General features: G+C 41.2%; 10 protein-coding genes. 4 read left to right on the forward strand and 6 right to left on the reverse strand.

Going from position 1 to position 13426, the window contains the following annotated elements; translation table 11 throughout:
• Nucleotides 1-81 precede the first annotated feature (81 nt).
• Nucleotides 82-567 (reverse strand): hypothetical protein, encoded by a 486-nt coding sequence (locus K8L98_RS01600; protein ID WP_223439046.1) that lies wholly within the window; start codon nucleotides 565-567, stop codon nucleotides 82-84.
• Between the two features lie 176 nt (nucleotides 568-743).
• Here K8L98_RS01600 and K8L98_RS01605 point away from each other — a divergent pair, with 176 nt between their 5' ends.
• From K8L98_RS01605 to K8L98_RS01615, 3 genes are all read left to right on the forward strand, one after another.
• Complete coding sequence (locus tag K8L98_RS01605; protein WP_223439047.1) at nucleotides 744-1184, forward strand: RrF2 family transcriptional regulator; 441 nt, start codon at nucleotides 744-746, stop codon at nucleotides 1182-1184.
• A 77-nt stretch (nucleotides 1185-1261) separates the two neighbouring features.
• On the forward strand, nucleotides 1262-2167 hold the full coding sequence (locus K8L98_RS01610; RefSeq protein WP_223439048.1) for an NAD(P)/FAD-dependent oxidoreductase: 906 nt from the start codon (nucleotides 1262-1264) through the stop codon (nucleotides 2165-2167).
• A 273-nt stretch (nucleotides 2168-2440) separates the two neighbouring features.
• Nucleotides 2441-3148, forward strand: a complete 708-nt coding sequence (locus K8L98_RS01615; protein ID WP_223439049.1) for a hypothetical protein — start codon at nucleotides 2441-2443, stop codon at nucleotides 3146-3148.
• A gap of 1373 nt (nucleotides 3149-4521) precedes the next feature.
• Here K8L98_RS01615 and K8L98_RS01620 read toward each other — a convergent pair.
• A complete protein-coding gene (locus K8L98_RS01620) occupies nucleotides 4522-6093 on the reverse strand; it encodes a glycoside hydrolase family 32 protein (RefSeq protein WP_420828813.1) in 1572 nt (523 codons plus the stop codon).
• 73 nt (nucleotides 6094-6166) lie between these two features.
• Entirely contained in the window at nucleotides 6167-7630 is a 1464-nt protein-coding gene (locus K8L98_RS01625; protein ID WP_223439050.1) for a glycoside hydrolase family 68 protein, read from the reverse strand.
• 193 nt (nucleotides 7631-7823) lie between these two features.
• On the opposite strand from K8L98_RS01625, the gene K8L98_RS01630 reads away from it, so the two are divergent.
• Nucleotides 7824-8057, forward strand: a complete 234-nt coding sequence (locus tag K8L98_RS01630; RefSeq protein WP_223439051.1) for a cyclase — start codon at nucleotides 7824-7826, stop codon at nucleotides 8055-8057.
• Between the two features lie 1095 nt (nucleotides 8058-9152).
• Here the strand turns inward: K8L98_RS01630 and K8L98_RS01640 are convergent.
• From K8L98_RS01640 to K8L98_RS01650, 3 genes are read right to left on the reverse strand one after another with little or no spacing between them, the layout of a single operon-like run.
• Nucleotides 9153-10424, reverse strand: a complete 1272-nt coding sequence (locus tag K8L98_RS01640) for an ABC transporter substrate-binding protein (RefSeq protein WP_223439052.1) — start codon at nucleotides 10422-10424, stop codon at nucleotides 9153-9155.
• Entirely contained in the window at nucleotides 10421-11563 is a 1143-nt protein-coding gene (locus K8L98_RS01645; protein ID WP_223439053.1) for a response regulator, read from the reverse strand. Before K8L98_RS01645 ends, K8L98_RS01640 begins: the two co-directional genes overlap by 4 nt.
• A 25-nt stretch (nucleotides 11564-11588) precedes the next feature.
• Nucleotides 11589-13364 carry a cache domain-containing sensor histidine kinase gene (locus tag K8L98_RS01650; RefSeq protein ID WP_223439054.1) on the reverse strand — a complete coding sequence of 592 codons (1776 nt, stop codon included), beginning with the start codon at nucleotides 13362-13364 and terminating at the stop codon, nucleotides 11589-11591.
• Nucleotides 13365-13426: the final 62 nt, after the last annotated feature.

Raw genomic sequence — 13426 nt, forward strand, 5'->3', positions numbered from 1 at the left:
ACTCGCCAAAAGGGACGAGTTTTTTGCGTTTTAAGATACCAATGATAGTGCAAACTGATTTGTTATTTCCTAAACTAGTCTCTAACACAAAACGATTATTCTATAAGGTGCAGTTTGAGCTGGAATACTTTTGGTGGCAGGTCCATAAATAACAATAAGATCCCGGTTCGCAGGATTTCGTGTAAATGATTGCCCATTCGTTAATAATAATTGAGTGTATGGAGATAATTTTAGTTGCAATCGTCCATCGCTGCTCACCAGCTGGCTATTAAAATAATCTACTTTTACATTCTGATTGGGGCTTTCTTTTACCATAACCAGTGCTTGGTATTGAGGAGGGTATATTAGGGGTACAGGTGCATTTCCATCGTAATATCCAGTTACCAGGTCTCCTTTTGCTATCATTGCATGGTCCACAAAGTATGTGGAAGGTGAGATAGCAAAATTTACTGAAGCGCCTGATCCGTTTTCTACAGAAATTAATTTATTACAGCCTTCACCATTTTGTCCTGTATTAAAATCACTGATCATCGTAACGATCCCTTGAAAAGAATAAAAATTTGTCATACCTATACCTCCATTGAACATAAGAACACTTACAAAATAGGAGCTGATACACCTATGTACTATATGTAGGTTAATACCTATACGACTGTGCGAATGCCCATAAACATAAAACTTGACTGATTCTCTCCTCAAAAGATATTATAGATATATTAAGTCTATAATTAGAAGGTGAGAAAATGAAATACTCCAAGGCAACGAATTATGCGCTTCACACGATTGTTTATCTGGCACTTTTACCGACTGAAAAAACAATTGGGGTAAAGCCTTTGGCCGAGGTTCAGAAAGTGTCGACTACGTATCTTTCTAAAGTATTAACGAATTTAGTTAAAGCTGGTTTTATCGAATCAAGTACAGGAGTTAATGGCGGATATAAACTAATTAAGGATGTAAGAAGTATAACGTTCTCAGATATCATAAATGCCATTGAGGGGACAACGTCATCGTTTACTTGCAGTTTGGATAATCATGTACACGATCGGCAAAATTGCTACATTGGAAAAGTAATGAATGAAGCTGAACAAAAAAAGGAAGAGTATCTGAGATCTCAAACGATTGAACATGTCTTGCAAAAGGTTGATAAAAATATCATTCATTATATAACTTCTGCAGCAAAATAATTTTTTTCGTTTAATTATAGATTATAAGTATCTTTAATATCTTTAAAAGAAAATTAATAAATATAAGAGGTGGGAAAATGATATTAGATTGCGCAATCATAGGCGGCGGCCCAGCAGGCTTAAATGCTGCACTTGTATTAGGAAGAGCCAGAAGAAGCGTTATCCTCTTTGACAATGATCAGCCGAGAAATGCCGTTACACATGAGTCACATGGATTTATTACTAGAGACGGAGTTTCGCCAAGAGAGTTCAGAGATTTGGCACATCAGGATATTAGGAAATATCCATCAGTGCAAACAAAAAAAGTTGAAATTGCAGAAATACAGAGGGAAAGCAGTTCTATATTTAAACTCATAACTCAAGAAGGCATGTCCTATTTAAGCAGGAAAATCATCGTCGCAACCGGCCTTAAAGAAAGCTTGCCGAATGTGAAAGGGATTAGGAATTATTATGGGAAAAGTATATTCAGTTGTCCTTATTGCGATGGCTGGGAATTAAGAGAACAGCCTCTGGCGCTCATTTCTGAAAGCAAAAATGCTATTCATATGGCAAAGATGATTTATCAATGGAGTAAAGACTTAGTTGTCTGTACGAACGGCAACAAAATCATGACAGAAACAGAGGAGCAGTTATTTAAGAGAAAAGGAATTCGTATTAAGGAAGAGCCCATAGTAAATTTAAGGGGTTCAGATGGGAACTTAGAAAAGGTAGTGTTTGCTGACGGTACAGAATTGGACCGGGCAGGCGGATTTGTTACGACTGAACTTGAGCAGCCCAACGATCTTGCTCATTCACTTGGGTGTGAAATGAATAAACAGGGCGGAATCATTGCTGACGCTTTAGGCAGAACGAATGTAGAAGGTGTATATGCAGCAGGAGATGTATCTGTAGCGGGTCCTTCACAGTTAATCATTGCTGCGAGTGAAGGGACCCGTGCCGCAATGGGGGTAAATAGCGATTTGACAATGGAAGAATTTAAATAAACTTCAGCCGAAAAATGCGCCAAACCTTGATGTATAAAGGTTTGGCGCATTTTTAATTTCGTTTACAGGTTTCTCTCCAACAAAATCCCCACTTGCTCTGCCATAACGAGGGTGGGAGTTTAGTCAGTGGAGAACCTTGATCAAAAACCAGCGTTTTCAAAAAAATTTCCTCAAGAAGCGGCTAATCGCCTCTTTTTTGTTTCGTATCGCTTGGCGATATAACTTGCAAATAAGTTTAAAAACCTTCATATTTAATAGAAAAGGAGGTCCGATATGCGACGTGATATACAACCGAATGAACGAGCTTTCTCTTCCAAGGAAGCTGCAGAAGAAGTAGGGATTGCAACTCCCACTGTCCGTAAGTATGGGCAAATCTTAGAGCGGAATGGATATGAGTTTTTGAAAGATGGCGAACGGCGTATCTTTGTTCAATCTGACATCGGAGCGCTTATAGCGTTACGCGATACGGACAAGCCCCTGGACGATACAGCTAAAGACCTTGTGTATCAACAAAAAGAAAGACTAGAAGGATCCAATGAAACAGAGATTGCGATACCCGATACATATGAAAATTTACCCCATGACCCCAATCAATTAAAAGAGGTCTTAATGTTTTTAGCTAATGAACTCGCTGCTACACGGGAAATGAATGTCCAACTGACAAACGATATGTCACAGCTTAAAACAAAGGTTTCCCAACTTCAGCAAGATCATCATGTTATTAGTTCTACTATTGGAAATTCAGCGCATAAAACGAATGTTAAAATTGAAAGATTAACTGAACAACAAAATACCTATTATGAAACATTGCTGCAGCAAGAAAAACAAAAAAGTGAACTCTTACAAAAAGAAATACAAAATATGAGGGACGAACAGAAAAAAGAATGGAGTTCACAAAATGACTTTAATAAACGTTTAGAAGAAGCGATACAAAAACCTCAAGAAAAATGGGAGTGGCTTTTCTCCATATTCCGAAAATAAGATGCCTGTTAAGTTTTTTTGATTAACTGTGTAAAGATTTGAGGAAGTAAATTTTTGATGTTGCAACATTTGATAAATCATCATTTTACACTTAACAGGATTTGGAACGAAGGCACAATTAAAATTCATTGGAGATTTGTTTAAGCGATATGCATCCAAACAAAATACACACCTTGAAGCAAGTGAAAAATCATGCTCGTTAAAATAGGAGTTGAGGCGGTTGAAAACCTCATTCAAAAACAAGAGTCTTCCTTAATAGATTTACTCCAGAAAGAGGCTGATCGGCTCTTTTTTTGGTTTCGTATCGCTTGGCGATATAACTTTTAAATACATTCAAAACCTTAATATTTAATAGAGATGCGTTCGATATGCATCAAGTGTAAGAAGTTGGAATGTGACACCCTTTTTCTAAAGTATGGTCAAAACTTAGAGCGAAGGGGATATGAGTTGTGATTGGCGTATCTGTCCAATCTGACATCGAAACACTTATAGCGTTATGCGATATGGACAAGCCCCTAGACGATAAAGGTGAAGACATTGTGTATCATCAAAATGAAAGATTATAAGGAATCAAGGAAACAGAGATTGCGATACATGATACATATGATAATTTAATCCCAATCAATTAAAAGAGATCTTAATGTTTTAACGCATGAACTCGCGCTGGCGTGAAATGAACGTTCAACTGATAAACGATATGCCACAGCTTTAAAACAAAGGTTTCCCGACTTCAGTAAGATCATCATGTCCTTAATAGTGTTCCTCAATAAAGGGATTGATGAGTTCTTTTTTATGTTTCGTATCGCTGGGCGATACAACCTCCAAATAAACCCCCAGATCCTTTATGAGTTTTTAATGGCGAATGACATATCATTTCCAGTCCGCCATCGAAGCGCTTATAGCGTTACGCGATATGGACAAGCCTCTAGACGGTAAAGCTAGAAACCGTGTGTATAAACAGAAAGATTAGAAGCAATCAATGAAACAAAGAGCGATACATGATACATGTCAAAATTTTATCCCAATCAATAAATAGAGATCTTTTTAAACCTAAGGTAACTAAATATAAGCAGAAAAATCCTTTGGTCTGAATATTCCAGATTCACTATTTTTCATATTTCACTAATTCCCGGGAAATATCTACAAATTCTGAGTAGATATCGACAGAATTAGAAGCTTCAAATTGCCATTTGTTTTGCTGATAAACTATTCATTGTTTCTTAAGAAATATCTCATTAAAGGAAAGAAGCTTTAGGATGTAATTTTATCTCCTGAAAAAGCGCCAAACCCTGATTTGTAAGGGTTTGGCGCTTTTTTATTTTCTGTATTTTTTTAAAAATGCAATATGAATTATTTCTTTGCAGATGAGGTGTTCAATTGATCGAATCAAAATGCTTAACCCTCACATTCTCAAAAACTGCTTTCCCGCCTTCAGAAAAGAGAGTAATCCCTTTATCATCAGGTTGAGGGAATACCAAATTTGAATGAGCAACCTTTCCATCATCCACAAAAAGTTCAATGCTAGTTTTATCAACGAGAATTTTTAAATGAACCTTCTTCTTATAAGCATCAAATGGTGCAATACTTTCAACGTACTGATTTGATTTATCAGGATGCTCTGTAAATGACCGATTAACAAACGAGTAATTTCCTTCTGATGATATCCCTACGTCAATGTGCCGTTTCTTGTCTGCTGATTCTCTCAGCCTAAAGCCTGCATGCTGAAGATCGGACCATGAAATGTCTGCGTCCAATTGATAGGCATCTGCCTTCAATTCAAGTGTTTTTGAGCCATTCACTTTGATTTGGTCATAAGCATTCGATACTTTTGACAATTCATCTAATGCTTCTATGGGCTGGGAAGAAAGATAATACTGATTTTCTCCTTCGTGCTTCAGTTCGATTTCACGGACGATGGAATCCAAGCCATTGAAGCCTTCTTCCATTGTCGGTGCATTGTCTGCATAAGCCCAGTTATTCATCCAGGCAAGACCATAGCGTTTGTCTAATTTATCTCTTTCCTGACCATCTTCGAATGTTACTCCTCCATACCAATCGAAGCCATAGTCTAACCATTCCGGTTCTTGCTGATCCGGGATAAACTCTTTTCCGTTAAAGGTTCCGACCCAGTAGGCATACGTGTTTGGCTTGCCTGCTGCTTTTCCGTTTGCGCTGAAGCCCAGTACCCACTTTTCAGTGCCGTCATCGGCGCGCATCCGGTAGAGATCCGGGCATTCGAGCACACCGAGGTTTTCGGTGGAAAAGCTGCTTGTGTAACGCCAATCTTTCAAGTTATCAGACTCATAAAAGCCGATTTTGCTGCCTTCTGCCATGGTCATGACCCATTTACGGCGGGTGTCATCCCAGATGATTTTTGGATCTCTGAAATCCTTTGGGCCTGGGTTCTTCATGACTGGTTCTTCGCTGTATGGCTTAAACGACTTGCCTTTATCTGTACTGTACCAGAGGAACTGTTCCTGCTTCTGGCCGTTTTTTGATGGCTGGGTTACGACGGCGATAAAAGCGTCTTTTCCAAACCCGGCTGTGTTTTCTTTATCTATGACAACAGATCCAGACCATGGATCTCCGTTTTCATTCGTGTATTTTGGGATGGCGACGCCTTCGTCTTTCCAGTGCATAAGGTCATTTGAGGTGGCGTGGCGCCACTCTGTTCCGTTGCCATCCGGATAGTCCCCGTTATACAGGTAGTAATAATGATAAGTTCCTTTATAGTATACAGGCTTCTGCGGATCGTTTTTCCAATGATCAGGTGCCGTAAAATGATAGGCTGCCTGGTAGGAGTGCTCTTCTTTTTCCTCTGGCGGCACTTCTTTTGTTTTAAAGAATGTTTGAATTAAAAAGCCAGTGCTGATCACCATCCACAATCCAATCATAATAATTCCGGCAATCTTGTATCCTTTCTTGAAAATTCTTTTTTTCTTCATTTAAATTCACCACTTTTTAAAAAAGAAAAAGAAAATGCCAATTGACATTTTCTTTTTCTTTTTTTTTTGGTTCTTACTTTTCCGTAATTTGACCTTGTTCAAGAATGCTGTTTTTAACGACCGATGTTTTGTCTCCTTTGATGTTCAGCTTGAAGCTTGGAGCAAACGTTGATTTGTGGTCTTCAAAGTACCCTCTGTTCGTCATATAGCTTGTAACAACTGTATTGTCACTGCCTTCTTGAGGAATGGCATAGTGAGCATAGTTCCATGTGATATCGTATGGATCAAGGTCCTGATGCAGCACCATACCAGTTTTATTTAACGGCTTATATGGGCCAGTCAGTGAGTTGGACACATAACCTAACAAGTAGATGTCTTGATTATCAATGCCGTCAATTGTCATTTTTGAACCGCGTGAGCTTGTGAACAGGTACCATTTTCCGTCCTTTTTGAAGATGTTCGGACGCTCAATTTCATCTGTTACCGTGTTTGATACAAGCAGCGGCTTCATTTCTTTTTTAAGAGTATAATCATCATTTATTTCAATAATTCCCATTGCACCGTTTGCAACTTCAGCCAGTCCTTTTTTATCGCTGTTCAGAAGCTTGCTTTTTTCATCCTGGAAGAATTTATTGCTGCTGCCGTAGTAGGCTTGGTTGTAAAGAGAATCTTCCCCTTGGTAGCCATACTCAGTGCCTGTATTGGCTTCAAATACAAGATACTTGCGGCCATCTTCTTCAATGTAGTGAGGGTCTCTGAATGTATGATTATCAGAAGGAGCTCCGTCCTCTACAAACTTGTCCACCGTTTGATAGTACTTGCTGTCTTTGCCTTCATAAATGGATTTGTAATCCTCAACGCCGTCAACTTTCAGCGTTTTTGTGTCAGGCTGCGATAGGTTTACTTGTGCAGTCGTTAACGTTTGTTTTCCGTAATGTCCTGATTCAGGTGTAAATGGTTCGCGGTTTGTGTAGAATAAGCGGACTTCACCATCTTCAGTGAATGTTGCAGAACCGGACCATTCTTCTGCTTGATGCTTTAAGTACGGATCGTTCGGAACGTTTTTGTCGTTGTTATCGAATACGCGTCCGGCATTTTTCCAAGCATCAATAGAGTTGTCGCCGACTTTTTTATAGAACAAGTAGATGAACGTGTCACCTGGATTTTTAGGATCACCGGCTAATCCAAAAACGATATGATAGCCTTTATATTCTGCAACAGTTCCATCAGCGTTTTGCAATGGCCATGTATCCCACACATCCATATCAATCGTTTCGCCTGATTCGGTTACTTTTTTTGCAGAAGGGATATTTTTAATCGTGGTTTCGTCAAACTTAGGGATGGTATACCTTGCATCACCGTGCTGTTTGATCATGTCTTTCATAGCGGAACGAGTGATTTGTGAAGTACCGTACGTTTCTTTGTAATCTGCCGGATCCTTTGGAGCCGCAAATGATTGGGTAACAGTACCGCTTAATAGAATGCCAGTACTGAGTGTTACTACTGTTGCCTGTTTGGCAAGCTTGCTAAAGTTCATAAGTCTTCCTCCTCGTTTTATGTTTGATTGCTTGTACAAATAGAATTATAGGGGAGTCCTGAGAGGAGAGGTATGGCACATATTGATTGGAATTTAGTCGTATATTGATATTGGCTCAGGAGAAGGGCTAATGATCTTTTTGTTGAATGTACAATGACAGTGAGTTTTAACCAAACGTTTAAGGAGGCATCAAATGGATAAAAAAGTTCAATTCGACTTTGAAATCGAGTTTTCTAACGGGGGAGGACTTCAGGGGCAGGAATTCCGGCTAGATATTGAAGGAGATGACATCTCTGATGAGAATCTGGCCAAATATATCGTAGAAGATATGAGGCTGCTTATGGTTGGCGAAGTGAGGATTTTTAACAAAAAAATCATTACGGAAAAACACAAACGAAATTCTGTTGAAGATAATGCCGTTCAGTAAATATTCTCGATCGGTGATGAAAAGGGAAAAAATGGCGGAGCCCATATGGCAGCCCAGGATCGAGGAAAAGCGGAATGGTACAAATCGTTTTCTCTAAGGGTGTGCAAAGTGGAAAGGCAGATTTTTTTGGGGATGTGATAGTGTAGCGCTTTTATCAGCGGCTGATCAGAAAAAGTACGTTGATCGCCGTATTGGTTTTACAGCGAATGCGCGGAAGAAAGTGCGCCAAACGCGGTTATGAAACACTATCTTTATCGGAGATGTGGAAGAAAGTGCGCTAAACGCGGTTTTGAAACACTATCTTTATCGGAGATGTGGAAGAAAGTGCGCCAAACGCGGTTTTGAAACACTATCTTCATCGGAAATGTGGAAGAAAGTGCGCCAAACAGGGTTTTGAAACACTTTTTCACCTGAGACGCAGAAGAAAGTGCGCCAAAAGCGGATTTGAAACACTATTTTCACCTGAGCTGCAGAAGAAAGTGCGCCAAACTGGGTATTGAAACACTATTTTCACCTGAGCTGCAGAAGAAAGTGCGCCAAACGCGGTTATGAAACAATATCTTCACCTGAGCTGCAGAAGAAAGTGCGCTAAACGCGGTTTTGAAACACTATCTTCATCGGAAATGTGGAAGAAAGTGAGCCAAAAGCGGATTTGAAACACTATCTTCACCGGAAATGTGGAAGAAAGTGCGTCAAACGCGGTTTTGAAACACTATCTTCATCGGAGATGTGGAAGAAAGTGCGCCAAACGCGGATTTGAAACACTATCTTCATCGGAAATGCAGAAGAAAGTGCGCCAAACGCGGTTTAGAAACACTATCTTCATCGGAAATGTGGAAGAAAGTGCGCCAAACGCGGTTATGAAACACTATCTTCATCGGAAATGCAGAAGAAAGTGCGCTAAACTGCGTATTGAAACACTATTTTCACCTGAGCTGCAGAAGAAAGTGCGCCAAATGCGCTTTTGAAACACTATCTTCACCGGAAATACCAAAGAAAAGTGCGCCAAACCTGATTTTGCAGCACCTTTTTCAGCATTTGTGAAACAACTTTATCTTCCCCAGGAAAAAGCATACCACCCGCAACATGGTATGCCTATTCCTTCGAAAATCTCTCCCAGGACTTCTGATATTCATTGAGCAGCTGCGTGCGGTTCAGCTGTTTTCCGACGTAGAGCTGTGTGGCAGCGCCGAATTCTTCCCGGATTCCGACGGGAAAGTCGAACCAGTTAGAAGGGACGGTGTTGCCTTTTTTGTAGTTTTGAATCGTTTCTTCTGCAAGTGGACCAAGATCATCCGAGTTGATGTGATGGAAGGCGGGAATGAATTTGAATTCTTCCGTCATGTACCGTTTGCCCTGCTCGGAAGACACCATCCAGTTTAAAAATTTTTTGGCTTCTTTTTTCTTTTCAGGGCTGGCCTGCTTGTTCACGGCCCAATAGTTTGGAACGCTGACGACAAGTGCTTCCTTTACAGGCCGGTCATTAATTGGGATCGGCATAAAGCCGATGTTCATGTCCGGCGCAGCCTGATCGATCATCGGCTGAATCCAGTTGCCCTGCTGAATGATCGCTGCTTTACCGGAAGTGAAAAGATTTACTTCCATCGTGTAGTCTGTAGTCAGCGGGTTATCATTTCCGAACTTTAAGGTGAGGTCGAGCAAGTTAAGCAAATCGTTAAAATTTTGATTGGTCGTAATTTTTTCCGTTCCTTTATTCAGGTTTTGGATAAACTCCTCTGTATTTTCCTGCTGGGCGAATGCGACATTCATCAGGTGATCACCAAGCTTCCAGTCTTCATAGTAGCCTGTTGCAAACGGAGTGATGCCAGCCTTCTGCAGTTTTTCTGCAGCTGCTGTCAGCTTAGTTAGAGTGTCAGGCGGTTCTGCAATGCCGGCTTTTTTAAACAGATCCTTATTATAAATAAACCCATAGCCTTCAAGGTTAATCGGCATTCCGAAAACCTTACCGTTCAATGTCACCGGGGTCAGTGCTTCCTGGTAGGCCTGATCCACCCAGGGCTCACCGGAGAGATCCTCTAGAAAGTTCTGCCACAGGATGGTATTTTCAAAGCCGGTGTTTGTGAAAATATCCGGCCCGGTGCCAGTCGCCATTTCCGCCTTCAAATCGGCCAGGTCATCCATCGCGCCCCCAACGGTATGCACTCGGATATTGACATTGGGATTCTCCCGCTCATAAGCACGCGTCATTTCCTCAAATTGAGTGGAGACCTCTATTTTGGGATTCCTAAGATCAAGTATGATTTCCGGGTCTTTCTTTTCTATTTTTTCTGGCTGGGCTTCATTTTGGCATGCCGAAAGAAGCAGACTGACCATTAAAAAGAGGGATAAGAACGTGTTTTTAATCATGTCGTTTCCTTCCTGAACTCAAACGGCGTCATGCCGACAACCTTTTTAAACAGTTTTGAAAAGTAGATTTCATCCTGATAGCCGAGCATGGTTGAGATCGAGTAGATGCTTTTGTCCGTTTCCTGCAGCCAAGATTTTGCCTGGCAGATTCTAAGCTCTGTAATGTATTTGGAAAGGGTCATTCCAGTTTCCTGCTTAAACTTCCGTGAGATATGCTCGCGGCTTAAAAAGAAGACATTCGACAGTTTTTCCAGACTCAAATCCTCCATATAATAGGTTTTAACATAAGAAACGATGTCCTCCATGCGCCGGGCAGCATCGATTTCATCCAAACGGTGGATTGATCTGAAATTTTGTTCCTCAAGCTTTTTCTCCAAGGTCTGAAAAGCCGCCCTGATTTGTGATAAAGACTCAATCGGTTCTCCTGTTACAAGCCTTACAGGTAGGTCGAACTCCCGGCTGATATATTCTTCAACAGACAGCCACTGGTCGCAGATCGTGATCACAAGGCAGAGGTTAAGATCTGTCTGAAGGGAAAAGGCATTTCCCACTCTGCGGTCCATCAGCTCATCTGAAAGGTTTTCTATATAAGAATCCGGATTGTGCATCTGGTAAAAAGAAAGCAGTGACAGCTCATAGCCTGCTGATTCAGGAAGAAACTCGGCCAGGCTGTCGGCATCTGAACGGTCACCAAGGCAGATTGCAGTCGCCAGCTGATTTCTCCGCAGTTTTTTTGCATCTTCCAGCACTTCTGCATGCTCGAAGTCGTCTTTCCATGCTTGTACGGATTTTTTCAGCGTGTGATTGAACGCTTCATACTCAATCGGTTTCAGCAAATAATCGAAGCTGCTGTGCTGGATGGCCTTGCGCATATAGGAATAATCATTATATCCAGTGATAAAAATCACTTTTCCCGGATAGGAAATCGAATCAAGCCACTCAATCAGTTCCATACCGGTCATACCGGGCATTTTTATATCTGTAAAGATCAGTTCAGGCTGCTCTTTTTCAATCCATTTTTTCGCTTCCTTGCCGTTGCTTGCCTCGAGCAGCTTGGTGATTCCGTATTGTTCCCACTGGCCTAAATGGCGGAGGACGTCCCGCACATTGAATTCATCGTCGACAATCAGTGCTTTCACCGTGTTCAACTCCTTGCCTAAGTCTTCATGATATTGGGGAGACCTCTATCGGAATTTTCATGCTGACGGAAAAACCTTTTCCGTTTATTGAATCAACCATCATTTCGGCACTTTGCCCATACCGCAGGAGCAGTCTGTCGCGGATATTCTTAAGGCCGATATGCTCGTGTGAATAGGTTCCTTCGTAAGGCGGTGTATAAATATGGTTCCGCAGAGTTTGCAGCTCCTCTGCTGTGAGACCAGGGCCATCGTTCTCAACAGTAAAGTAAAGATATTCTTCATGTTTCTTCCCGGTAATGGACAAATGAGCGCTGCTGTAGCCTTCCTCATACGTGTGTTTAAAGAAATTCTCAGCGAGCGGCTGCAGAATCATGCTTGGTATAGTCATATCCAGAATAGATTCATCCATCTCGACCGAATAGCTGACGTCTTTGCCAAAACGTTCGGTTTGAAGGGAGAGATACGCTTTTGTGTAATCTGCTTCATCCCTGATCCGCACCCATTGATCCGCCTGCAGAGAGTAGCGCATCATTTTGGACAGGGAGGTCAGCAATTGGTACACCTTTGGAGCATTCGACCTTAAGGCAACTGCACCGATCGATTGCAGAGCATTGAATAAGAAATGCGGATTAATTTGTGATTTTAACGCTCTGAACTGGTTTTTCCTGTTTTCAATTTCAAGCTTATATTCACGGTCAATGTGGGAATTGATCCGGTTCATCATATCTTTCATGTGCGACTCCAGATGACCGATTTCATCTTCTCTGGCATCGTCAAACGGAACATTCATATTTCCGCCTTCAATGGAGCGGACTTTGCTGCTCAGCTTTGCGATCGGGCGGGTAATTCGGTTTGAGATAATACCTATCATCAGAAGACCAAGCAATCCAACGCCAATGCCGACAAGAATATTGGTGTATGCGGTTTTCCGGACATCTTCATATAAGGACTGACTTGACGTAATTTTAATCAGCTTCCAGCCGTTTAATGAGCCTGATAGCTCCTTAGAAAGCAGAATATCGTCATCCTGCCTGCTCCTGTTTCCGTCCAGGCGCTGCTTTTCACCTTCAGGAAGGGGCTTTCCAATCAAGGAACGTTTATTTGCATATAGGACTCGATCTTGTGAATCTATCAGCAAAACAGAAGATGCATCACCTTGGACAAGGTTATTGCAAATGCGGGCATAGCCCCCTAAATCAATGTCGATGGTGATAATACCGAGGAATCTCTTAGAGAGAACGTCTGTAATTTTATGATGAAACGTCATCACCATCGTTTTATCTGACTTTGGAACAATCGCTGCGTTGTTGTAATTGATAAGAGGGCGGGGCGGTTCAATCAAATAGTTCAAGTCAGAAGTATACAGCTCTTTGATCGTACTCTGATCAAGAAAATCCGGCTGGTGTCTGCGTGTGCTGATCATCGCATTGTACAGCGTGAACGATTCTTTGTTTTTATCAATATAGAACCGGATTTGCCGGATTTCGTTTCTCATCAGATAAAAGGTTTCGAGACTCTTTTCCATTGTCTTGGGGCTGAAATAAATGGAGTCTTCAAAGCCGTTGTTAAAAATCCGGAACAGATCAGGATCCCGGTAAAGGATATAAGGGAAATCAATCATGCCGTCAAAATACTGCTCCAGCTCCTCCGCATTCTTCTGAAGCTGATCCCGGCTGTTTTCAAGTTCATGCTGCTCTACACTATTTTTTGTGTAGGTATAGATGAAAAAAACAGATAGGAAATACGGCAGAATGATGAAAATCAGAAGCATAATCAACAGGCGGCTTTGTATGCTTTTCACAGGAGTCACTCCTTTGGCAGATACTCAAATTCTGCTTTCTCTCTTTAGCATCCTAAAACTAT

It is taken from the genome of Metabacillus dongyingensis (genome assembly GCF_019933155.2).
GTDB lineage: Bacteria > Bacillota > Bacilli > Bacillales > Bacillaceae > Bacillus_P > Bacillus_P dongyingensis.

Coding starts and splice junctions, on each gene's coding strand:
- K8L98_RS01605 (WP_223439047.1), top strand. CDS start 744: ATGAAATACTCCAAGGCAACGAATTATGCGCTTCACACGATTGTTTAT.
- K8L98_RS01615 (WP_223439049.1), top strand. CDS start 2,441: ATGCGACGTGATATACAACCGAATGAACGAGCTTTCTCTTCCAAGGAA.
- K8L98_RS01600 (WP_223439046.1), bottom strand. CDS start 567: ATGACAAATTTTTATTCTTTTCAAGGGATCGTTACGATGATCAGTGAT.
- K8L98_RS01640 (WP_223439052.1), bottom strand. CDS start 10,424: ATGATTAAAAACACGTTCTTATCCCTCTTTTTAATGGTCAGTCTGCTT.
- K8L98_RS01630 (WP_223439051.1), top strand. CDS start 7,824: ATGGATAAAAAAGTTCAATTCGACTTTGAAATCGAGTTTTCTAACGGG.
- K8L98_RS01620 (WP_420828813.1), bottom strand. CDS start 6,093: ATGAAGAAAAAAAGAATTTTCAAGAAAGGATACAAGATTGCCGGAATT.
- K8L98_RS01610 (WP_223439048.1), top strand. CDS start 1,262: ATGATATTAGATTGCGCAATCATAGGCGGCGGCCCAGCAGGCTTAAAT.
- K8L98_RS01625 (WP_223439050.1), bottom strand. CDS start 7,630: ATGAACTTTAGCAAGCTTGCCAAACAGGCAACAGTAGTAACACTCAGT.